Annotated in this window: 18 protein-coding genes and 1 pseudogene; 8 read left to right on the top strand and 11 right to left on the bottom strand. The window is 38.8% G+C overall.

Annotation, left to right across the window (positions count from 1 at the left end; genetic code table 11):
- Positions 1 to 22: 22 nt before the first annotated feature.
- The 3 genes from cobT to ACFIKR_RS00085 form a co-directional block, all read right to left on the bottom strand.
- Positions 23 to 1,918 (bottom strand): cobaltochelatase subunit CobT, encoded by a 1,896-nt coding sequence (gene cobT, locus ACFIKR_RS00095; protein ID WP_375658354.1) that lies wholly within the window; start codon positions 1,916 to 1,918, stop codon positions 23 to 25.
- A 14-nt stretch (positions 1,919 to 1,932) separates the two neighbouring features.
- Positions 1,933 to 2,913 carry a cobaltochelatase subunit CobS gene (gene cobS / locus ACFIKR_RS00090; protein ID WP_375658353.1) on the bottom strand — a complete coding sequence of 327 codons (981 nt, stop codon included), beginning with the start codon at positions 2,911 to 2,913 and terminating at the stop codon, positions 1,933 to 1,935.
- Positions 2,914 to 3,094: 181 nt separating this feature from the next.
- On the bottom strand, positions 3,095 to 3,715 hold the full coding sequence (locus tag ACFIKR_RS00085; RefSeq protein ID WP_375658352.1) for a J domain-containing protein: 621 nt from the start codon (positions 3,713 to 3,715) through the stop codon (positions 3,095 to 3,097).
- Positions 3,716 to 3,839: 124 nt separating this feature from the next.
- Here ACFIKR_RS00085 and ACFIKR_RS00080 point away from each other — a divergent pair, with 124 nt between their 5' ends.
- Positions 3,840 to 4,112, top strand: coding sequence for a BolA family protein (locus tag ACFIKR_RS00080; protein ID WP_375658351.1), 273 nt, complete (start codon positions 3,840 to 3,842; stop codon positions 4,110 to 4,112).
- Between the two features lie 19 nt (positions 4,113 to 4,131).
- On the opposite strand, the gene ACFIKR_RS00075 is transcribed toward ACFIKR_RS00080, so the two are convergent.
- Together ACFIKR_RS00075 and ACFIKR_RS00070 are read right to left on the bottom strand one after the other, a co-directional pair.
- The gene (locus ACFIKR_RS00075; protein ID WP_375658350.1) at positions 4,132 to 5,100 is read right to left on the bottom strand and encodes a tyrosine recombinase XerC; all 969 of its coding nucleotides are present in this window, start codon (positions 5,098 to 5,100) and stop codon (positions 4,132 to 4,134) included.
- 3 nt (positions 5,101 to 5,103) lie between these two features.
- Positions 5,104 to 5,925, bottom strand: coding sequence for a SapC family protein (locus ACFIKR_RS00070; RefSeq protein WP_375658349.1), 822 nt, complete (start codon positions 5,923 to 5,925; stop codon positions 5,104 to 5,106).
- Positions 5,926 to 6,057: 132 nt separating this feature from the next.
- On the opposite strand from ACFIKR_RS00070, the gene rimM reads away from it, so the two are divergent.
- The 7 genes from rimM (at position 6,058) to ACFIKR_RS00035 (ending at position 12,173) form a co-directional block, all read left to right on the top strand.
- On the top strand, positions 6,058 to 6,615 hold the full coding sequence (gene rimM / locus ACFIKR_RS00065) for a ribosome maturation factor RimM (protein WP_375658348.1): 558 nt from the start codon (positions 6,058 to 6,060) through the stop codon (positions 6,613 to 6,615).
- 284 nt (positions 6,616 to 6,899) lie between these two features.
- Positions 6,900 to 7,598, top strand: coding sequence for a tRNA (guanosine(37)-N1)-methyltransferase TrmD (gene trmD, locus ACFIKR_RS00060; RefSeq protein ID WP_015857039.1), 699 nt, complete (start codon positions 6,900 to 6,902; stop codon positions 7,596 to 7,598).
- 209 nt (positions 7,599 to 7,807) lie between these two features.
- On the top strand, positions 7,808 to 8,248 hold the full coding sequence (gene rplS, locus ACFIKR_RS00055) for a 50S ribosomal protein L19 (RefSeq protein WP_375658347.1): 441 nt from the start codon (positions 7,808 to 7,810) through the stop codon (positions 8,246 to 8,248).
- A 472-nt stretch (positions 8,249 to 8,720) separates the two neighbouring features.
- Positions 8,721 to 9,122, top strand: a complete 402-nt coding sequence (gene sdhC, locus ACFIKR_RS00050) for a succinate dehydrogenase, cytochrome b556 subunit (protein WP_375658346.1) — start codon at positions 8,721 to 8,723, stop codon at positions 9,120 to 9,122.
- Positions 9,123 to 9,140: 18 nt separating this feature from the next.
- Positions 9,141 to 9,527: a succinate dehydrogenase, hydrophobic membrane anchor protein gene (gene sdhD, locus ACFIKR_RS00045; RefSeq protein ID WP_375658345.1), complete on the top strand. Its 387-nt coding sequence runs from the start codon at positions 9,141 to 9,143 to the stop codon at positions 9,525 to 9,527.
- Positions 9,528 to 9,533: 6 nt separating this feature from the next.
- Positions 9,534 to 11,378, top strand: a complete 1,845-nt coding sequence (sdhA, locus tag ACFIKR_RS00040; protein WP_375658344.1) for a succinate dehydrogenase flavoprotein subunit — start codon at positions 9,534 to 9,536, stop codon at positions 11,376 to 11,378.
- A 15-nt stretch (positions 11,379 to 11,393) separates the two neighbouring features.
- Positions 11,394 to 12,173, top strand: a complete 780-nt coding sequence (locus ACFIKR_RS00035; protein WP_375658343.1) for a succinate dehydrogenase iron-sulfur subunit — start codon at positions 11,394 to 11,396, stop codon at positions 12,171 to 12,173.
- Positions 12,174 to 13,523: 1,350 nt separating this feature from the next.
- Here the strand turns inward: ACFIKR_RS00035 and ACFIKR_RS00030 are convergent.
- The 6 genes and pseudogenes from ACFIKR_RS00030 to ACFIKR_RS00005 all read right to left on the bottom strand — a co-directional run bounded on the left by ACFIKR_RS00030 (position 13,524) and on the right by ACFIKR_RS00005 (position 19,337).
- A pseudogene (locus ACFIKR_RS00030) lies at positions 13,524 to 14,448 on the bottom strand (integrase).
- Positions 14,449 to 15,482: 1,034 nt separating this feature from the next.
- Positions 15,483 to 16,544: a P-type DNA transfer ATPase VirB11 gene (gene virB11, locus ACFIKR_RS00025; protein ID WP_375652517.1), complete on the bottom strand. Its 1,062-nt coding sequence runs from the start codon at positions 16,542 to 16,544 to the stop codon at positions 15,483 to 15,485.
- Entirely contained in the window at positions 16,519 to 17,676 is a 1,158-nt protein-coding gene (virB10, locus tag ACFIKR_RS00020; protein ID WP_375658503.1) for a type IV secretion system protein VirB10, read from the bottom strand. Before virB10 ends, virB11 begins: the two co-directional genes overlap by 26 nt.
- Positions 17,676 to 18,482 (bottom strand): P-type conjugative transfer protein VirB9, encoded by an 807-nt coding sequence (gene virB9, locus ACFIKR_RS00015; protein ID WP_375658342.1) that lies wholly within the window; start codon positions 18,480 to 18,482, stop codon positions 17,676 to 17,678. Before virB9 ends, virB10 begins: the two co-directional genes overlap by 1 nt.
- Before the next feature lie 13 nt (positions 18,483 to 18,495).
- Complete coding sequence (locus ACFIKR_RS00010; protein ID WP_375658341.1) at positions 18,496 to 19,197, bottom strand: virB8 family protein; 702 nt, start codon at positions 19,195 to 19,197, stop codon at positions 18,496 to 18,498.
- Complete coding sequence (locus ACFIKR_RS00005) at positions 19,194 to 19,337, bottom strand: TrwH protein (protein WP_375658340.1); 144 nt, start codon at positions 19,335 to 19,337, stop codon at positions 19,194 to 19,196. The genes ACFIKR_RS00010 and ACFIKR_RS00005 overlap by 4 nt, the downstream gene beginning before the upstream one ends.
- Positions 19,338 to 19,647: the final 310 nt, after the last annotated feature.

Raw genomic sequence — 19,647 nt, 5'->3', positions numbered from 1 at the left:
TGTTGGCTGTTTCAAGGCAGGTTTATTTCTTATGAATATGAGGCATTTTATCACTAAAAAGTATTTCTAATTGTTTTGTTATGGCGTCGGCGAGTTCTTCAGCATTCATAATTGTTACAGCACGCTGATAATAACGTGTGACATCATGACCAATTCCAATGGCAATGAGTTCGATGGGGGAATGTGTTTGAATTTCTTGAATCACTGCGCGTAAGTGTTTTTCTAAATAATTGCTGGCATTGACCGATAGTGTTGAATCGTCGACAGGAGCACCATCAGAAATGACCATGAGGATGCGACGTTGTTCACGCCGTGATAAAAGGCGTTGATGAGCCCAAATTAAAGCTTCTCCGTCGATATTTTCTTTTAATAATCCTTCTTGCATCATTAAACCTAAATTGCGTCGTGCGCGACGCCATGGGGTATCAGCACTTTTATAGATGATATGGCATAAATCATTAAGGCGTCCAGGATTATGGAGTTTGTTTTGGGTAAGCCATTGTTCGCGCGATTTTCCTCCTTTCCAAGTTTTAGTGGTAAAACCTAAAATTTCAACTTTGACACCACAACGTTCAAGAGTTTGTGCCAAAATATCAGCACAACTTGCGGCAACGCTAATGGGGCGTCCGCGCATTGAGCCCGAATTATCAATGAGGAGTGAAACAACCGTGTCCCGAAATTGGGTATTGCTTTCCATTTTAAAAGAAAGGGGTTGCATGGGGTCAATAATTAGACGTGGAAGCCGTGCTGTATCAAGATACCCTTCTTCAAGGTCAAAGTTCCAGTTGCGATTTTGTTGCGCCATCAAGCGGCGCTGGAGACGGTTTGCTAAACGGCCAACGATGTTTTGGAGATGATTGATTTGCTTATCAAGATAACGGCGTAAGTGATCTAACTCGTTTTCAGAACAAAAATCTGTTGCTTCCAAAATTTCATCAAATTGATGGGTGAAGATTTTATAATTGCCAAGTCTTTCCATTTGTTCCGAATCAGAAAAAAGGTGTTTGGGTCTGCTCGGCTTTTCTTGCCAAGGTCCATTTTTTTGCTCGCCGTCAGCTTGATCATTGTTGTTTGATTGTGTCGCTTGTGTTTTTCCGTCGTCTTGCACATCACTTTCTTGTTCAGTGCTGGTTTGTTCTTCACTTTGAGCGTGTTTTTTGTTTTTACTCTCTTCTTCTGCTTGGTCTTGAGGTGCACATTCGTTTTTTAATTTTTTATTGTTTTTACTGTTAGAAGCTTCAGCTTGTTGCACTGTCATTTTGAGTGTAACAAGCATTTGGCGAACAATCTGTGCAAAAGCTTGTTGGTTGTAAATATGATGTGGGAGCTCATTGAGTTCTGCCGCTGCTTTTTGTTCGAGTTCTTGACGCCACAATTCTAAGACAGGACCTGCTTCTCTTGGAGCTGTGCGCTTTGTTACTTTTTCACGCAATAAAAGTGCAATCGCTTCTTGGATGGGGGCTTCACTTTGGTTGCTAATTTTATGATAATGGGCTCTTTTGTATTTATCGGCGAGCATGATATCAAGATTTTTTGCAAGTCCCTCCATGGCTAAAGTGCCAATTGCTTCAACACGTGTTTGTTCGAGGGCATCAAAGACAGCACGTGCTTCTGATTCTAGTGGAGCAAATTGCATGTGAATACGGTTATCATGCCATGCTTTGCGTAGAGCCATGGAATCACCTAATCCGCGAGTAATGGTGATGTCTTTATTCGTTGCGTATTGAGGTAATTCTGGTAAACGTGCACAACTTTCGCTTAAAGATGGTCGGTTATGACTGAAGGAAACTTCAAGGTTGTTTGTGCCTGCAATTGCACGCATACAGGTGGAAAGTGCTTTTTTAAAAGCTTCAGCATTAAGAGTGTTGTTGGAAGAGTCCTTTACCGGATTTTTGTTGTCGCCAATATTGGTAGCCATGAGTGACAAATTCCTTAAGGCGAAACACCATGAATGAGTGATTCGGGAAGCTCTTGTCCAAAGGCGCGTTGATAAAATTCTGCAACAGTGGCACGTTCGAGTTCATCACATTTATTGAGAAAGGTTAATCGGAAGGCAAAGCCGACATCTTGAAAAATTGTTGTATTTTCTGCCCAAGTAATAACGGTACGTGGACTCATGACAGTTGAAAGATCTCCATTGATAAAAGATTGGCGTACCATATCAGCAACATAAACCATTTGTGAAATTGTCTTTTTTCCCTCAGCCGTTTGAAAAGATTTGACCTTTGAACAAATGATATCAACCTCTTTATCATGGGGTAAATAATTGAGTATCGTAACAATAGACCAGCGGTCCATTTGAGCTTGATTGATCTGTTGGGTACCATGATAGAGACCGGTTGTATCACCAAGACCAATGGTGTTTGCTGTTGCAAAAAGACGAAAGGCTGGATGTGGAGAGATGACACGGCTTTGATCAAGTAAGCTTAGTTTCCCAGAAGTTTCAAGAACGCGTTGTATGACAAACATAACATCGGGACGCCCAGCGTCATATTCGTCGAAAACAAGAGCAATATTATTTTGATAAGCCCATGGCAAAATGCCTTCTTTAAATTCAGTGATTTGTAAACCATCTTTTAAAACGATAGCGTCTTTTCCTACAAGATCGATACGACTTACATGACTATCGAGATTAATGCGAAGACAAGGCCAGTTGAGACGTGCAGCAACTTGTTCAATATGCGTTGATTTCCCTGTACCGTGATAGCCAGAAACCATCACACGACGGTTAAAGGTAAAACCTGCGAGAATCGCTAAAGTTGTTTGCTGATCAAAAAGATAATCAGGATCGATATCAGGAACATGGGAACTTTTTGTGCTAAAAGCAGGGATTTCCATATCTGTTTCAATATGAAATAGATCGCGAGCACAAAGTGTAATATCGGGTAAATTTTCAACGGTAAAATTTGTCATTGTGTTTTTGGAAGGGAGGGACGCTATTTATTCATTAGAAAACGATACAAGAGTTAGAGTATTTATGCAACGCTCTATAATGAGAGCCTTAGATATGAAGGAAGTTTTTTACGTATTCTATAATATTTTGCGTAAATAATGATAGTCTAAATGAAAAATAGGTTCATATAAGCGCGTGTTTTTAGCACAAACCAGACTTTTTTAGCAAATTATAAGCATGTAAAACATCACGAAAGCGTTCTTCTGAAGCACGATTACCACCATTGGAATCAGGATGGTGCTTTTTTACCAACTCTTTATATTTCATTTTGATGTCTTCTGCTGAAGCGTTTGCCTGTAGACCCAGGGTATCAAAAGCTTTTGCTTCTAAGGGCTTTAATTTTCGTGAGAAATTATTGCTTGAATGCCGCTCAGTAAAAAGCGTGAAGGGATCGCGCATGCGATTTTGATAGGCAGCTGTTCCAGAGCGAATCTTTGCATAATTAGCGGCTGTTTTTTTCGATGTACCATTGCTCAGATCTGTAGGCCATGTCGGACGATGCCCTGTGAGAGCATCCTTTTGAAATTTTGCGATATCTTTATTGCTAAGACCAGAGAAGTAATTAAAATTTTTATTATAGGCGCGTACGTGTTCAATACAAAAATATAGATATTGTCCTTCGTGATTTCGACCTGCTGGTGCTTTATGGGACCCTGTTTTTTCACAACCTTCCCACTGACACTGTTGCGCTTCTGGCTCAGCTTTTTGTTTTTTATTTGAGCTTATACGAATTGAATCGAATAATTTAGATGTTATTGTCATACTCTTGGTTTATGCAAAATTGATTAATTTTACAAGAATTGACTTTTGAAAAATTTGTTTTCACACTTATTTTATTATGAAAAAGGTGTATTTTTGCACGTTCATTTTGTTTGAGGAATGAAAAATGTTTATAGAAACAATAATCAAGAGAAAGCTTCAGGATGCTTTTCATCCGCAAAAGCTTGAAGTGATTAACGAAAGTCATCTTCATGAGGGGCATCCTCACAATGAACATGCTTTTGATGGTAAAGGAGAAACACATTTTCGAGTGAAAATTTTATCTTCTTCTTTCTCCAATATGACACGCGTAGAAATACATCGCGCGATTTATAAAGTTTTACAAGAAGAGTTAGCTACTTGTGTCCATGCTTTGGCACTTGAGGTTGAAACTTTTTAATTTTTTAATGAGACGTTTTTTAGGAACGGGGATGGGCCTTTTGATAAATTTTTAACAAATGGTCTGTATCGACATGGGTATAGATTTGTGTGGTGGAAAGGCTAGCGTGCCCAAGAAGTTCTTGAATCGTGCGTAAATCTCCTCCCCGTGATAAAAGATGGGTGGCAAAAGAATGGCGCAGTGTGTGAGGCGTTGCAGTTTCTGGTAAACCAAGGCTTGCTCGTAAGTTGCGTACAGTTTTCTGAATAATGGCGGGCTGTAGGGGGCCGCCTCGTGCCCCGCGAAATATGGGTTGGTTATCCACTAAAGGATATGGGCAACATTTGAGATAATTTTGTACAGCTTCATAAACAATTTTGATGAGAGGAACAAGGCGTGTTTTGCCGCCTTTTCCTGTTATAAATAAACTTGTTTTTTCAGGATCAGAAAATTGTTCTGGTGTGAGGCTTAAGGCTTCTGATATTCGCATTCCACAACCATAGAGAAGCATGAGGACAGCCGCATTCCGAGCGTTAATCCAAGGTTCATTTTCTAGCTGGTTTTCTTGTTTGACTATGTGAAGTGCTGATTTGATCGCTAAAGGTTTTGGGAGTGATTTTGGGTGTTTGGGGCTTCGGATAAGTTGAGCCGCGGGAACATTGACGATTCCTTCACGTGATAGGTACTTGAAAAAAGAACGTATGCCTGCCACTCCGCGGCTTAAAGAGCGAGCACTTACATTGTTTGTACGCCGATAAGCAAGATAAGCACGCAAGTCACTGATGCGTAAAAGAGCAAGATCTGTAAGGGTTGGTGTATGGCTTAAGTGTTGACAGAGAAAAGACAAAAATTGCCGCGTATCACGTTCATAGGCTTGCACTGTTTGTGCTGACATACGACGTGTTTGGACGAGACACTCTAACCAATTTTTCCTTGCGTTTAAAATTGCATGGTCTGCTGGAATGAGAGGAATATTTTTATCTTTTCTCTTGTCGTTTTTGATAGGCATTATCTAGTTGAGAGTCTCTTTCTTTTTAGATTTTTCATCGTTAGAATGACCATTCTTGTTTTGGGGTTGCTCTTCATGATTGATAAGTTGCTTTTCACCTTTGAGAGAGAGTATTTTTAAGAGATTGTGCGTTGACATCAAATGCGCAAAAATTAATCCTAAAAAGCCATTTTTATGAAGTTTGGCAAGTTGGCTTGCTGATAATTTATTCAATTTTTCTTCATCAACAACCCAAAAATGTTCCAATTGCGCTGAGAGTCCTTTATCGTTTTTCACATTGATAGATTTCTGGCTTAGAAGATCCATTTCCACAAGAGCATCAATAAATTCAGAGGTTTTCTCCATAGCGATTTTAAAACTTTCAAGAAAACGAATACGTTCTTCCATAAAAGGAGAAATAGAGCCGTCGGAATTAAAAAGTTCTGTTCCTGCAACTTCATTAAACATACCTGACTGTTGATCAAAGCAAACAGAAAGTTCTTTTTCATTGCTAATTTGTGCTAGAACAAAAGGATAGCGACGGACAAAAGCAGGGACATAAGTATTGGTTTTCCAACTTTTATCAGAAGCGATATAGTCATTTTCGTCATTAGAAAGACCGACAAGAGCCGCGGATGTGTAGTGCCGTTTTTTTTGTTCATCTTCGGCGCACATAAATAAAATAGGATAGTCTAGTGCTGCTTGGAAATATTCAGTACTTGCTAAAGGAACCCAGTGAGTATCCTTGGCAAAAGACATATCACTTGGAGGAGCAAATTTTAGATTTTTATGGGAAACTTTGTTGATTGGTGTGATATCTTTGTAAAATAGCATAATATTTGCCATAAGACTTTCTCCTTTATTAATTTGTTTTTTGTTACCAAGAAAGTTCTTTTAGAAGATTGTCTCATATGGCAACAAGATTGAATAGAAAACTATAAGATTGAAGGGTTCATTTTTGAGAGATAATATTTTTGCATGAAGTATAATAAAGAAAAGCTTAAAAATAAAGTCTATCTTGCCATTATTGGTATGCCTCATGGTATAAAAGGAGATGTTTTTGTTAAAATTCTAAGTGCTGAGCCACAGCGTTTCAAGTCCTACAGCACTCTTTATGATGATATGGGGCGTTCTTATGAAATTGTAACTCTTCGTATACAAAAAAATAAGGCGATTGTACGTTTTAAAGGGGTAGAAAATCGTAATGTTGCTGAGTCTTTAAAAGGTATTCGTCTTTATGTGATGCGTGATCAATTAATTGATGATCTGGATGAGGATGAGTTTTATCAAGTTGATTTAATAGGCTTGCGTGTTCAAGATTGTGGGGGAAAAGTCGTGGGTGAAGTGTGTGGTTTCTTTAATTTCGGGGCTGGTGATTTGCTTGAAATACGTTTGAATACGGGTAAAAGAGTTCTTATTCCCTTTAGTAAGGTGGCGGTACCAGAAATTTGTATGGATTCTGGTTTTCTTGTTGTTGATCCCATGGCAGCTGGTTTAAGTGATGGGGGAGACAATGATAAAAAGGAAATAGCTTGAATCTAAAAATAAAGATGAAGGTAAAAATAACCGATGAATTTCGTCAATGAAAAGTGGAGAGTGTGAAAATATTAAAAATGCACTTTTGAGTAGATATTGTAAACACTTTATCTTGAGATAGTTCTGAGTTTTTAGAGTCTTTTTTTAGTGCAAGTATTTAGAAGGATCGTATTGAATATGATGCAGATCAAGGAGATTCAGATTAACGCTATAGCGTTAAAAGTCTTGTTTGTGCTATTTTTGCTATTAAGAGTCTGTTTAAGAAAATAAGGATGAGAAATAAAATGAAGTTTCAGGCGCGCGTTTTAACCCTTTATCCTGAAATGTTTCCTGGTTTTTTAGGGTATTCTTTAGCAGGGCAAGCTTTGGAGCGCGGAATTTGGTCACTGGAGACGGTACAGATTAGGGATTTTGCTTTGGACAAACACCATAGCGTTGATGATACACCTGCTGGTGGGGGGGCTGGTATGGTAATGCGGGCGGATGTATTGGCGGCTGCTCTTGATTTTTGTCCACAGGATTCGCCAAGATTGTTGATGAGTCCACGTGGGCGCCCTTTTGACCAAGCTTATGCGCATAGCTTGGCTCGTGATACGGGTGTAACGTTAGTTTGTGGACGTTTTGAAGGGGTTGATGAGCGAGTCATAGAAGCACGAGAATTAGAAGAAGTCTCTATAGGTGATTATATTCTTTCAGGGGGTGAAACAGCTGCATTGGTTATCTTAGATGCTATTATACGGCTTTTGCCTGGAGTGATGGGGAATGCAGCTTCTGCGAAGAGTGAAAGTTTTGAAAATGGCTTGCTGGAACATCCGCAATATACACGTCCTTCCCTTTTCGAAGGGCGGGGTATTCCGCCTGTGTTGCTCTCAGGTCATCACAAAGCGATCGCAGATTGGCGTCAAAGTCAAGCCGAATTGTTAACACGTCAACGTCGTCCTGATCTTTATGCGCGTTATGATAAAAATCATCAGAAAACTTGATTCATATGATAAGGTGGTGTATTGCATGGCTCTCTTTTTAGAGAGTTTTTTTATAAAAGGTTTTCTGTAGTTCCAAAATTAAATGAAGGAATGGTGTATTCGCTCCTGTGTAAGGCATAGCCTAAAGAGCTCCTTATTCTTAATAAAGGCTTTTTTGGTAAGAGTTGAGCGCTCTGACTGTTCGATAAAGAACATGAAGGATAAAAGAAATGAATATTATCGCACAACTTGAAGCTGAACAATGTGCAAAAATTGAAAAAAAGCGCCAATTTCCAGCCTTTCAGCCAGGAGATACAGTCCGTGTCATGGTGCGTGTGACGGAAGGTACGCGGACGCGTGTTCAGGCTTACGAAGGTGTTTGTATTGCACGTTCAGGCGGTGGGTTGAATGAGACCTTTACAGTACGCAAGATTTCTTATGGTGAAGGGGTGGAACGGGTGTTTCCTGTTTATTCTCCGTTGATTGAAGGTGTTGAGCTGGTGCGCCGTGGTAAAGTGCGCCGTGCAAAACTCTATTATCTTCGTGGTTTGAGAGGTAAAGCTGCGCGTATCGCTGAAAAGAGAGATTATCGGAAAAAAGCTGAAAAGGTTGTTGAGAAAGTAGAAGCAGCAGCTGTAAGCACAGATGTTGAAAAGCAAGTTGCTGAGTAAAGATTATATCGGCTAAACTTTATGCAAAAGCGGCATAAAAGCCGCTTTTTGTGTCTTTTATGATTCGTTTTGTCTTTTAAAAGGCTTGGAGGGGACATAAAAATGTTTAATCTATCAATTTTTGCCTCTTTTTATTCTTAATAACGGGTGAATTTAGATATCATTGCATATATCGTGGATACTCAAAAAGATAAGTTTAATCTGAAAAAATGCCTATTTATATTTGAGAAAAGATGTTAGACCTTTGACGTGAAGATAAAATTGTATTAGATTAAGGCGAGTATTGCGGATTATATCCGTGGAGTAATCGGTTTTTTTATGCGTGACCTTTAATCCGTTATTTGAGACAACCGACCTGTAATATTGGTATCTTGAGATGCCAAACAAGTAAAAACGAGATAATATATTTAGTCGTTTTATGCGGATTTTCTCGTTCATTGCGGTTGCAGTAAAAACCAGGTCAGGATATTTTATGACAGAAACAACTAGGATAAAAGAGCGCCCTCGTTCCCCTCATATAAGTATTTATCGTTGGACAATTACTATGGCTATGTCCATTGCGCATCGCGTTACGGGTATAGCACTTTATGTTGGAATGGTCTTTCTTGCTGTTTGGTTAATTGCTATTGCGTGTGGGGAGGAGGCATTCAGAACGGTTCACGAGATTTATAGTTCTTGGTTTGGATTGTGTATCTTGTTTCTTTATACTTTGGCAGGGGTTCATCACATGGTTGGTGGTATTCGCCACATTGTTTGGGATATGATGCCTTGCCTTTTGGCAAAAGAAAAGGCAACAGTCACTGCTTGGGCGACAGTGTTTATTTCTCTTATTGTTACTTTTGTAATTTGGATTATTGGATATAGCGTTGTTTAGCTGGGGGTGAAAAGAGATATGAAAAAAGACTTTCGAACGGAACTTGGAAAAGTACGGGGGCATGGGAGTGCTCATGAAGGAACAGAGCACTTTTGGCTACAGCGTTTGACTGGGCTTGTCAATCTGCCGCTTTTGATATTTTTTATTGTTCTTATTCTTTCGCTTGTAGGCAAGGATTATAGTATTGTGCGTGCACGGCTTGCACATCCTGTTGTGGCTATTTTGATGGGATTGATGACTTTTTCAGTCCTTTATCATATGAAACTTGGTATGCAAGTGGTGATTGAAGACTATATTCCACGTGAAGGTTTCCGGATATTCTTTTTGACGTTAAATATTTCATTTTGTTTTCTTATAGGTGGTGTCATTATTTTTTCTCTTTTCAAAATTGCATTAGGGGGTTAAACAAGTATGGCGGGTACAGGATCATCTCTGGGCGCTAGAGCAGGTAACGCCCCTTATCGCACTGTAGATCATAAATTTGATGTTGTTGTTGTTGGGGCAGGTGGTGCAGGATTACGTGCAACACTTGGTATGGCGGAACAAGGATTAAAGACAGCTTGTATTACGAAGGTTTTTCCAACTCGCTCACACACGGTTGCAGCACAAGGGGGGATTGCTGCATCGCTTTCAAATATGGGACCTGACAATTGGCAGTGGCATTTATATGATACCGTGAAAGGTTCTGATTGGTTGGGTGATACCGATGCAATGGAGTATTTGGTGCGTAATGCACCTGCTGCTGTCTACGAATTAGAACATTATGGCGTTCCTTTTTCGCGGACGCAAGAAGGCAAAATTTATCAACGTCCTTTTGGTGGACATACGACACAATTTGGTGAAGGTCCACCTGTTCAGCGTACTTGTGCAGCAGCTGATCGTACAGGCCATGCCATTTTGCATACGCTTTATGGACAAAGCTTAAAGCATGATGCGCAATTTTTTATTGAATATTTTGCTCTCGATCTTATCATGACGGATGGGGTTTGTACGGGGGTTGTGGCATGGGATCTCGATGATGGTACAATACATCGTTTTTCTGCCAAAATGGTTGTTCTTGCAACCGGTGGTTATGGACGAGCTTATTTTTCCGCGACATCGGCGCATACCTGTACGGGTGATGGTGGTGGAATGGTCGCACGCGCTGGATTGCCACTTCAGGATATGGAATTTGTGCAATTCCATCCTACAGGGATTTACGGTTCTGGCTGCTTAATTACAGAAGGAGCTCGTGGTGAAGGAGGCTATTTAATCAATTCTGAAGGTGAACGCTTTATGGAGCGCTATGCACCTTCCTTTAAGGATTTGGCTTCACGTGATTTGGTTTCGCGTTGTATCACACTTGAAATTCGTGAAGGACGTGGCGTTGGACCTAAGAAGGACCATATTCATTTGGTTCTCAACCATATCGATCCTGCAATTTTGCACGAGCGTTTACCGGGAATTTCGGAATCAGCACGGATTTTTGCAGGTGTGGATGTAACAAAAGAGCCTATCCCCATCTTGCCAACGGTTCATTATAATATGGGTGGGATTCCTACCAATTATTACGGAGAAGTTCTCAATCCGACGGCTGATTCGCCTGATCGTATTCAACCAGGGCTGATGGCGGTAGGAGAAGCAGGATGTGCTTCTGTTCATGGGGCTAATCGCTTGGGGTCAAATTCATTAATTGATCTTGTGGTGTTTGGTCGTGCTGCTGCCATTCGCGCGGGCGAAGTTATTGATCGGAATGCAGAAATTCCACCCATCAATGAAGAAGCTGTTGACGAAATTATAGCGCGTTTTGATCGTTTACGTTTTGCACAAGGGGCGATACCAACAGCTTTATTGCGTGAAAAAATGCAACGCACAATGCAAGAAGACGCGGCTGTATTCCGTACAGAAGATTCTTTGCAACAAGGATGTCAGCGGATGAATAAAATCTGGGGGGAATTATCTGACCTCAAAGTCACAGATCGTTCTCTGATATGGAATTCTGATTTGGTTGAAACATTAGAGCTTGAAAATCTCATGGCGAATGCAATCATGACTGTTCATTCTGCACAAGCTCGTTTAGAAAGCCGTGGCGCTCATGCTCGTGAAGATTATCCAGAGCGTGATGATAAAAACTGGCGTAAACATACGCTTTCACATTTGTCAAAAGAGGGTAAGGTGACGTTATCATATCGACCTGTCCATGTGGACCCGTTAACATCTGAAGCTGATGGTGGGATCGATTTAAAGCGCATTGCACCTAAAAAACGGGTTTATTAAGGGGAGACACGAATTATGGTACAAATTAAGCTTCCCAAAAACTCTCAAGTAAAACCGGGGAAGGTCTGGCCTAAACCTGAAGGTGCGACAAAGCTGACAGAATTTCATGTTTACCGTTGGTCGCCTGATGATGAGAATAATCCTCGTCTGGATACTTATTACGTAGATCGTTCTGCTTGTGGTCCAATGATTCTTGATGGGCTTTTGTTTATTAAAAACCATATTGATCCAACTTTGACACTTCGTCGATCTTGTCGTGAAGGCATCTGTGGTTCATGTGCGATGAATATTGATGGAACCAATACATTGGCTTGTACCAAAGGGATGGATGATGTAAAACACCCCATTAAAGTCTATCCTTTGCCTTCCATGCCGGTTGTTAAAGATTTGGTTCCTGACTTGAAGCGCTTTTATGCGCAACATCGAGTCATTGAGCCTTGGTTGCAAACAGTTTCTCCTGAACCTGCGAAAGAATGGTTACAAAGTCACTCCGATCGCCAAAAAATCGATGGCCTTTATGAGTGTATTTTGTGTGCGTGTTGTCAGACTTCATGTCCAAGTTATTGGTGGAACGGTGATCGTTATTTGGGCCCCGCTGTTTTGCTTCAAGCTTATCGCTGGATTGCGGATTCACGTGATGAGATGTGTGGTGAACGTCTTGATAATTTAGAAGATCCTTTCCGCCTTTATCGTTGCCATACGATTATGAATTGTGCGCAAACTTGTCCAAAGGGATTAAATCCAGCGAAAGCGATTGCTGAAATTAAAAAACTCATGGTTGAACGCCGCATTTGAAAATTTACTGATTGATGAAAATAAAGAGCAAGGTAGAAAATTGTATCTCCTTTTAGCAATTAAATCTCCAAAAGAGGGGCGGCTGCTTATGAAGACGTAGTAGCTATAATCATTCTAAAAGCGAAGTAATCCCTAAAAATTAAGCAATCCTTGCAATGGCTGAGCAGAAAACTCATAGTTGAATATTACTTTGAAAATTGACAGATTAACGAATAGTAAAAAGAAAAACAGAAAATTGTACGTGTTTTTTGCGCCTATTGAGGTTTAATCTCTAAAAAATTATTGGCTTCTATGAGGCGGTTACCATAGTCATTCTTGCCTTTAAAAAGGCATTAGTTGTCTGGGTAAATTATACTTTAAATAGTGTTCTATGTAAAAACAATAAAATCAATATGCCATGTGTTTTTATTTTTTAAATTCGTATCAGAATTTGCACTTTAATACAGATTCAATTAATTATTTTTTATAAAAAAGATAACTCTGCATAAACATAGCACAAAAAATAAATGCTGATACAAATATTATAACGCATATAAATTATTCATATGAAATACAAAGGAGTGATCATTATGACAGCTCGTCATTTTACGATACGTTTATTATAATATCGAAAACATTGCTAATATTCAGGGATTAGGAATTTTTGATAATATCATTATATATATTTAAAGGTTATATTTTTTATTTTAAAGATTGGATTGTTAATCGCATTAAAAAACAAAATTTATAGTTCTCAAAAAATGGAGAACGTAAAATCCCTATCTCTTGTAGAGATAGATCATACAGTTAAGGGGGAAGTAATTTAAAATTATTGTAACGTCATAGATTTAAATTCATTAAAGAGCAGATAAGACGTTTGAAAAAATAGCAAATTTATAGCTTTCTCTAAAAATTTAGAAAACGGTAGTAAGAATTCTAAGAATACATGTTGCGAATGTGGAATAAGCGATGTTTATAGGTTCGTTTGAGTTGAATGAATTCAATCATCAAAGAAAACATGTTGTATTTTGATGAGTTTTGTAGGTTTTGATTTTATATGTTTTTATCTATAAAAATAGAGATTTCTAGGTTTAGGTCTTATTTATTATGTTAGGGTATTTCGTTTTTTCTTGTATGTATGCTTAAGAAAATTGTTTAAGCAGTAAAAGTGTTTTTTATTTTTCAGCATAAAAGATATTTCTTAACATGAAAGAGAGGTTTCCAAGTATTAACGGTATAATCAGTCATTGTTTTGGTATTTATTCTGTTGTGCCGTAAAACACTATCGTGTTTAGTATGTGGTAATTAAAGTGGTTAGAAGGTGAAATCTGCTAGGCGAGGGGGGCGGGTTGTTTGCAGATTAGTTGCGTGTTAAGAAGCTTCGTCCTTTGAGGTGTGATAGGTAGAGTCTGTTAGCCAATTACGTAAACTAGAGTGAAATCTACGTGGACAGGTTTTTAGTTTAATCTCTCTTTTATATATTGTGATAGGAAATTCACATTAATAAGGACCACGACCGGTTGTAGAAAAAAGAAATCATTACGAAAAAACAAGCGTGCTTGTTTTAAAATTTTTAAAGCTTCTGATCATAAGAGCACGCGAAAATCTCCTGTAGTATCACGCAGACCTTTCATATTCTCGAGCCAAGAATTGTCCATATATCTCCTTCAATCTGATCTTCACGAATTGATGCAAGAGATGGGTACGAACATCTGTAAGAATAAGCAGACGCAAAGCCAGTTGTATCATTATTGTTGCTTTGCAGAGTGTTTGATAAAAATCTGGAATATTTTCCAATTCATTGCCGGTTTATTAATGACTTTATGGCGTTGTTTTTCTAAAAGAGCTTTTGCTGTTGCAGCTTTTACCTACCAGATGAGAGTTAAGAGTATTACGTATCTCTGTGTTGGCGTAATCTCTGAAACCGGTATACAGCCTGCTAATTTGGGGGGAATATGAAGCTGTAAAGGTGCAAACCAGTTTCCATTTTTGTCGTCATTTTTAGTTCAGTTTTATGATTTTCAAAAGCGTCTAGAGTAATGTCTTTTAAATAATAAAGATTACGCATTGCCTCACGCTTTTGTTTCTCTCGTTCTTTAATAAGATCACAGCCCTTATGCAAAACAGAACGCCTCAAACCAAATACACTTGGCTTGTCAATTTACGCGCTTGTTTTAAAGAAACCTTTCTTTAAGCTTCCCAAGCTCATTTCGCGACAGTGCTCGTGGATGGTATAATGGTATGGTATAATGGTAAAGTCCCGATGAATAATATAAAATTTATAGAGCATCTCCATCTTTACACTTCATAAAAGAGCAAGCTGGGTGCCATTAGACACTTTTCCAACTCCCAATGTTGCGACAGTTTTTGGCATTTGGGACGGTTTATAAGAGGTATCTTTAGTGCTTTTTTATACAGTTTCATTCTACACGGCTTTATTCGCTTGTAATGTGCAAGAGACATGGTTTTGGTTAATAAACAGCTTTGAAATGAGAGAATTCTACGGTACTAAGATCTTTTATCCAACATGCAAAATAATGAACACTCTTTATAAATCAATGTGATGCATCTTAAGAAGTGGGATTTTAGATCTGTGCTTTTAGGAATTTTCGTTTTTTGAGGCGCAGAGAAGAGAGTAGGAATATTTAGAGTAGAGCTTACCTGTATAATCTATGGATATCGTCTTTAGGATGGGGACATAAGACACGTGATATGGTTAGCAAAGCTTGCTTAAGAGAAATTTGGTTGTTTACGAACAGCCGGAGGTTAAGAATCTTTCTTCGTCCGAAGAAGACGTTGATATGCCACTATACTTTTTATTACCAAATAGAATGTGGTTTATAGATGCTAAATCGAAATGATAGTTTATTTCGTATGAGGTTTTCCGTATCTGGAGATTATTTGATTAAAAAACATATTTATTAATCACTTGAAAATAGCACTTAGAATTTTAAACGATAAGTTTTGGTCTTGATGACGATAATTATTTGTGATGATCGAAAGTACCCATTTTATGAAGCTTTTATTGATAGGTGAATCAAAATTTATTCTTTTCTTTTGTTGAAATAGCTATTTCTTTTTGCATCAAACATATCTTTTCAAAAGATAAATGGAAAAAATGATCAAAGGTAAGAAAATAGAGAGAGCCTTATGTATAATTTGGTTTTCTCATAAAGTTGTTGTCTATTAACTTTTTTCTTCTTTTATTCATGAAGAGCGTAGAAAATGCATTGGAGAAGCAAAGAGAATAGGAAAAGTTAAAAAATAGCCGTAACAATTAGTTACGGCTATTTTTTGTTTGCATCATATTACCGAGAGAGGAAGCTCTCCTTAAGCAATTTTTGATTTAGCAAAAATCGGGTCGTAAAAGACTTCAGAGAGTTTTCTATCTCTAAAGAACAACACTACGTCAACTGTTGTATAGAGAACGATTTTTATCATTTCTAACTCGAGTTGCCGGCCAACTTCTGATCTTTTAATCAAGGTGGCACATCGTTCAAATGTCTGCAAAGCGCTGTTGGCATGCGTTGTTGTAATTGATCCGGGATGACCAGTGTTGAGTGAATTGAGATATTCCCATGCTTCATTACCTCGCAATTCAGCGAGAAAAATTCGGTCGGGCGACTGACGCATACACGCATCTAGGCATTCTTCAGCTGAAACACGGCCTACATTGTTACCATAAATCATATGTACATGATTGGGATGATTGGGTAGAAAAAGCTCATGAACATCTTCAATTGTGATAATACGCTCCTCTACAGGGACCTTTTCAATTAAAGAGCGAGCAAATGTTGTTTTACCAGATCCTGTCTTACCTGCAATAATAATGTTGCGTTTGTGAAAGACGCATTCTTGTAAAAATTCAAGAATTTTTCCATCACGTTTATGTTGCAAAAGTTGAACTTCAAATGGCTCCAACCGTGTGAAGTCCTGCTTCGATAACAAGTTATTTGCTTCTTTTTGCGAAGGTTTGTTAAAACTTACGTCGGAGAAATCATCAAATGCACCTTCTTCTTTGAGTTCTTCTAACGTCTTAACTATAAGAGAATGTTTACGAATTACAAAGGAAAGAGCACCATCAACGACAGCTGGTGTTTGTATAATTGTACCACGTTGTCCACCAGGCAATAGCACATAATTAATACTTTTGGGAGCCATACCGTTATAAACGATAATAGCTGTAATGAGCGTTTGCAAAAAAGTGGTTGTTAGCTCTGGTACGCTATGTACTTGCCAACCCTTAAAGCTTTTCGTCCATACTTCACAGGGGCGGCAAATCGATAATTCAGTGATCGAGGGATCTTCTAAGAAACAATCAAGCGGTTGTAGAAGCTGAAAAACTGCTTGATCTTTCTGTATCGGGTTAACGTGTGACAAGACTGTAGACATCGCTGAAATCCAGATCACGAGCAACAAAAATATTTACTCGTTCGCCTTGGTTTTTGTAAAGTGTTGGTGTGATATTGATGGAATTTTGAAGAACATCGATTGCTATAGATTCAGCATTCTGAGCACCTTTATTTTGTGAGTTCTCTTTATTTTCTTTGCTGATTTTGCTAACTTTTCCTTTTACCCATTCTCCTAAATCACCAATAATGCTTACCATAATTGCACCACCAAATCTCTCCCAAAAGTGTCTGTCAACCCAGCCACCAATACCCGCTTCACCCAAAGGACCTGTGCCAGGTGAGTCAAGATTGACAACAACACCAGAAGGCGTTTCGATGCGTAACCATTGCACAAACACACGTGTTTGTCCTTGTTGTACGCCACTTTGGTAAAAACCAACCACTTTAGAACCACGGTCAAGCAAAACAACACGACCACTTGTGGAATAAATATCGCGTGTTAAATGACAGGTCGTCATTCCGGGTTGTGATGTAATGATCTTTGTTTCTAACGTGCAATCTATTTGTGTTCCTTGCGTAATCAAAAAGTCACGGTTACGAAGTTGCACCGCATGTGATTGACCTAAACGCACGGGCTGAAGGTTATCAAATAATACGCCACCACCTCTATCATTATTCGATGCTTTATTATTTGCATCTGTAGATCCTTCGCTACCACCGCTGTTAAGGCTAGAACTGAGCATACGTTTGCGTGCTAATTCTTCAGAATCTTGGAGCATATGTGGAGGAATGGCTGTTTGAAGAAGCTTACTCAAAGCCGGTGGAATATCTAGGTTTGAATCTTCTGTTTGTGCTGATTTTTCTGCTTCTTCTACAATCTTCGGCTCTTCTATAATCCGAGGGACATAGTTTGGTATAATTTGCTGTACTATTTGTTGTGGTTTTTCTTCCTCAACTTCCACGGTATTACGCATTTTAAAAGCTTTCCAAGTCAAGGCAATCGGTATCGTTACTATGACAATAAGTCCTACCACTAACAATGCACGGGTACCTGGAATTGTCGGACGACGTTCAGAACCTAGTTCCGACCCTCCATAAGTACCTTCAATATGTTTTTGCTCGACGTTGTCCAGTTTTGTACCTTTTCCCTCTCCTTCCTTATTGTCAAACATCATTTTCCTCCTTTATTGATACGATAAACCACCGAAGATACTGTCCCTGTTGTGTTTGGTACGCCATTGGGGTCATAGGCTTCATTAAAAACAGCTAGAGCGCGTTTACCAAGCCGTATGAGCCATTTAGGGTTGACCTTATGGACGGCGATAATATCATTAGAACTGCCGATAACGGTGCGTGGTATTAAGCTTTCATTTCCTTCAGCATCTACGACATAAATCGATGGCATATCCATGTTAGCGGGAAATTTGAAGTAAGTAATACGCCCATTGTCCCAAGCATTTATCGGAGCAATATCTTGGTGACCGCTCATGGTATAACTGAGATTATAGCCTTTGACACTTTGGTGAAAACCATGTTCAATCGCAAGGCGTCGGCTGTTTTCTTCTGACTTTTCATCATTTGAATCGGGATAATGGAAAGCTAATTCATATGTTGATCCCGCACGATCATTTCGAAATTGTAGTCGGAATTTGTAACTCCGTTTGTCAGTTACAACGATGAGATTGGTATTGGCAAGTTCTGCTTTTGGTTTAATAAAAATATGCCGCCCTTTATGAGCAAAGGCATAGGCTTCTGAATCGCCAAAGGCATGAGTGATATACTGTTCACCTTCTTCAAGAATAATATGCGTTGCCACACCAAGAACTGTTTCAATTTGAACCACATCGGCTTCGTTATATGTTATATAGCGAATGCGGTGATCATATTGTGAATTTGATGGACTTTTGAGCGCCTGCACAGGTACCGTATAAAGAGAAGAAAACGAAGACAATAGAACAACGAACGCAAGTTTTTTCATAACAATCAATTCCTTAATCATTTAACAGTATTTCTGGGTCAGAACGGTAACTTGTTATTTGAAAACCAAGGGGGTTAAGCAATCGATCAGATGATTTCATGGGTGCACCGACATAGGTGTAACCAATTGTTGCAATCTGGTGCTGTTTTGGTCCGGTAGTAGCACCGCTGCTGTCAAGTTGCTGAGTCGTAAAACGTACAGTTGCTTGACCGAGTCCATTAAGCTGGATTGATCGTACTTTGACTGTGATACGTGCTTTATTGGAAAGCACTTTGTCCCGTGCATTTTCTCCATCATAGATTTTATAATATTCTTGTTGAACAGATGCTGCACTTAAAAGTGCTGTTGTGTCATAGTTCAGTTGAATGGTATCGTAGTCGTAATTTTCGCGGTTAAGCACATATTGGTTTAGCCAATATCTATCTACAACTTCACCATAGCTTTCTTCGTGTTCATGCATGACTGAGATAACATCAACTGCACCCGTCGTGTTATCAACGCGCAATACTAAGGGAGTTGGAGCTGGTTGAGAAAACCCAACGACTCCACATATCATACCGAATAAGCCGAAAAGACCAACAGTACTCGCTACACGCCATGCCGTTCTGCGCGATCTTATAAATTCATTAATAAGATCACGTTCTAAGCCACGGCTTTCTTCATAATAACTGCTAAGTTGTTCGGCTTTCACTGGTTTTACTTGTTTTGTTTTCATTTGTCTCCTCGCTTAATTTCGGCAGGGATTGTTTTATTAATAGGCACACGGTTCCTATCATTGGGCTGTTTTAGCTTTGGTGCTAATGCACAAGCCGATAAAAGGTTTACAATCAAAATTATAAGAATGATCGACTTCATTTTAATATGACTCTTTTTTACTGTTATATGCATCTTAATATTTTTTGTCATTATTATAATTTTGACACTAAAGTAAAGTGTATAGTTTGCGATAATTGATCTTTTCTTAATTTCATTTTTTAATTTATGAAAATAGCTCAATTTTAGTGCGAATATTTTTTACTTTAGGATTGGATATCCTCGTTATTTTGTCATATGGATATTAAGGGCATCTGTTACGAGCAGCATTGCTCTTTATCTCATCTAGTTTCTATGTCTCCATAGATGTCCAAATGTAATGCCTTTTGCGAGAGAATTGGCAACGCTTGAT

Source organism: Bartonella sp. MR30HLJHH (assembly GCF_042194195.1).
Classification (GTDB): Bacteria; Pseudomonadota; Alphaproteobacteria; order Rhizobiales; family Rhizobiaceae; genus Bartonella; species Bartonella grahamii.
This window is presented reverse-complemented; position numbering and strand designations above follow the sequence as displayed.

Coding starts and splice junctions, on each gene's coding strand:
- cobS (WP_375658353.1), bottom strand. CDS start 2,913: ATGACAAATTTTACCGTTGAAAATTTACCCGATATTACACTTTGTGCT.
- rimM (WP_375658348.1), top strand. CDS start 6,058: ATGAAGTATAATAAAGAAAAGCTTAAAAATAAAGTCTATCTTGCCATT.
- ACFIKR_RS00085 (WP_375658352.1), bottom strand. CDS start 3,715: ATGACAATAACATCTAAATTATTCGATTCAATTCGTATAAGCTCAAAT.
- ACFIKR_RS00035 (WP_375658343.1), top strand. CDS start 11,394: ATGGTACAAATTAAGCTTCCCAAAAACTCTCAAGTAAAACCGGGGAAG.
- cobT (WP_375658354.1), bottom strand. CDS start 1,918: ATGGCTACCAATATTGGCGACAACAAAAATCCGGTAAAGGACTCTTCC.
- ACFIKR_RS00010 (WP_375658341.1), bottom strand. CDS start 19,197: ATGAAAACAAAACAAGTAAAACCAGTGAAAGCCGAACAACTTAGCAGT.
- ACFIKR_RS00080 (WP_375658351.1), top strand. CDS start 3,840: ATGTTTATAGAAACAATAATCAAGAGAAAGCTTCAGGATGCTTTTCAT.
- ACFIKR_RS00075 (WP_375658350.1), bottom strand. CDS start 5,100: ATGCCTATCAAAAACGACAAGAGAAAAGATAAAAATATTCCTCTCATT.
- sdhD (WP_375658345.1), top strand. CDS start 9,141: ATGAAAAAAGACTTTCGAACGGAACTTGGAAAAGTACGGGGGCATGGG.
- ACFIKR_RS00070 (WP_375658349.1), bottom strand. CDS start 5,925: ATGGCAAATATTATGCTATTTTACAAAGATATCACACCAATCAACAAA.
- rplS (WP_375658347.1), top strand. CDS start 7,808: ATGAATATTATCGCACAACTTGAAGCTGAACAATGTGCAAAAATTGAA.
- ACFIKR_RS00005 (WP_375658340.1), bottom strand. CDS start 19,337: ATGAAGTCGATCATTCTTATAATTTTGATTGTAAACCTTTTATCGGCT.
- sdhA (WP_375658344.1), top strand. CDS start 9,534: ATGGCGGGTACAGGATCATCTCTGGGCGCTAGAGCAGGTAACGCCCCT.
- trmD (WP_015857039.1), top strand. CDS start 6,900: ATGAAGTTTCAGGCGCGCGTTTTAACCCTTTATCCTGAAATGTTTCCT.
- virB10 (WP_375658503.1), bottom strand. CDS start 17,676: ATGTTTGACAATAAGGAAGGAGAGGGAAAAGGTACAAAACTGGACAAC.
- sdhC (WP_375658346.1), top strand. CDS start 8,721: ATGACAGAAACAACTAGGATAAAAGAGCGCCCTCGTTCCCCTCATATA.
- virB11 (WP_375652517.1), bottom strand. CDS start 16,544: ATGTCTACAGTCTTGTCACACGTTAACCCGATACAGAAAGATCAAGCA.
- virB9 (WP_375658342.1), bottom strand. CDS start 18,482: ATGAAAAAACTTGCGTTCGTTGTTCTATTGTCTTCGTTTTCTTCTCTT.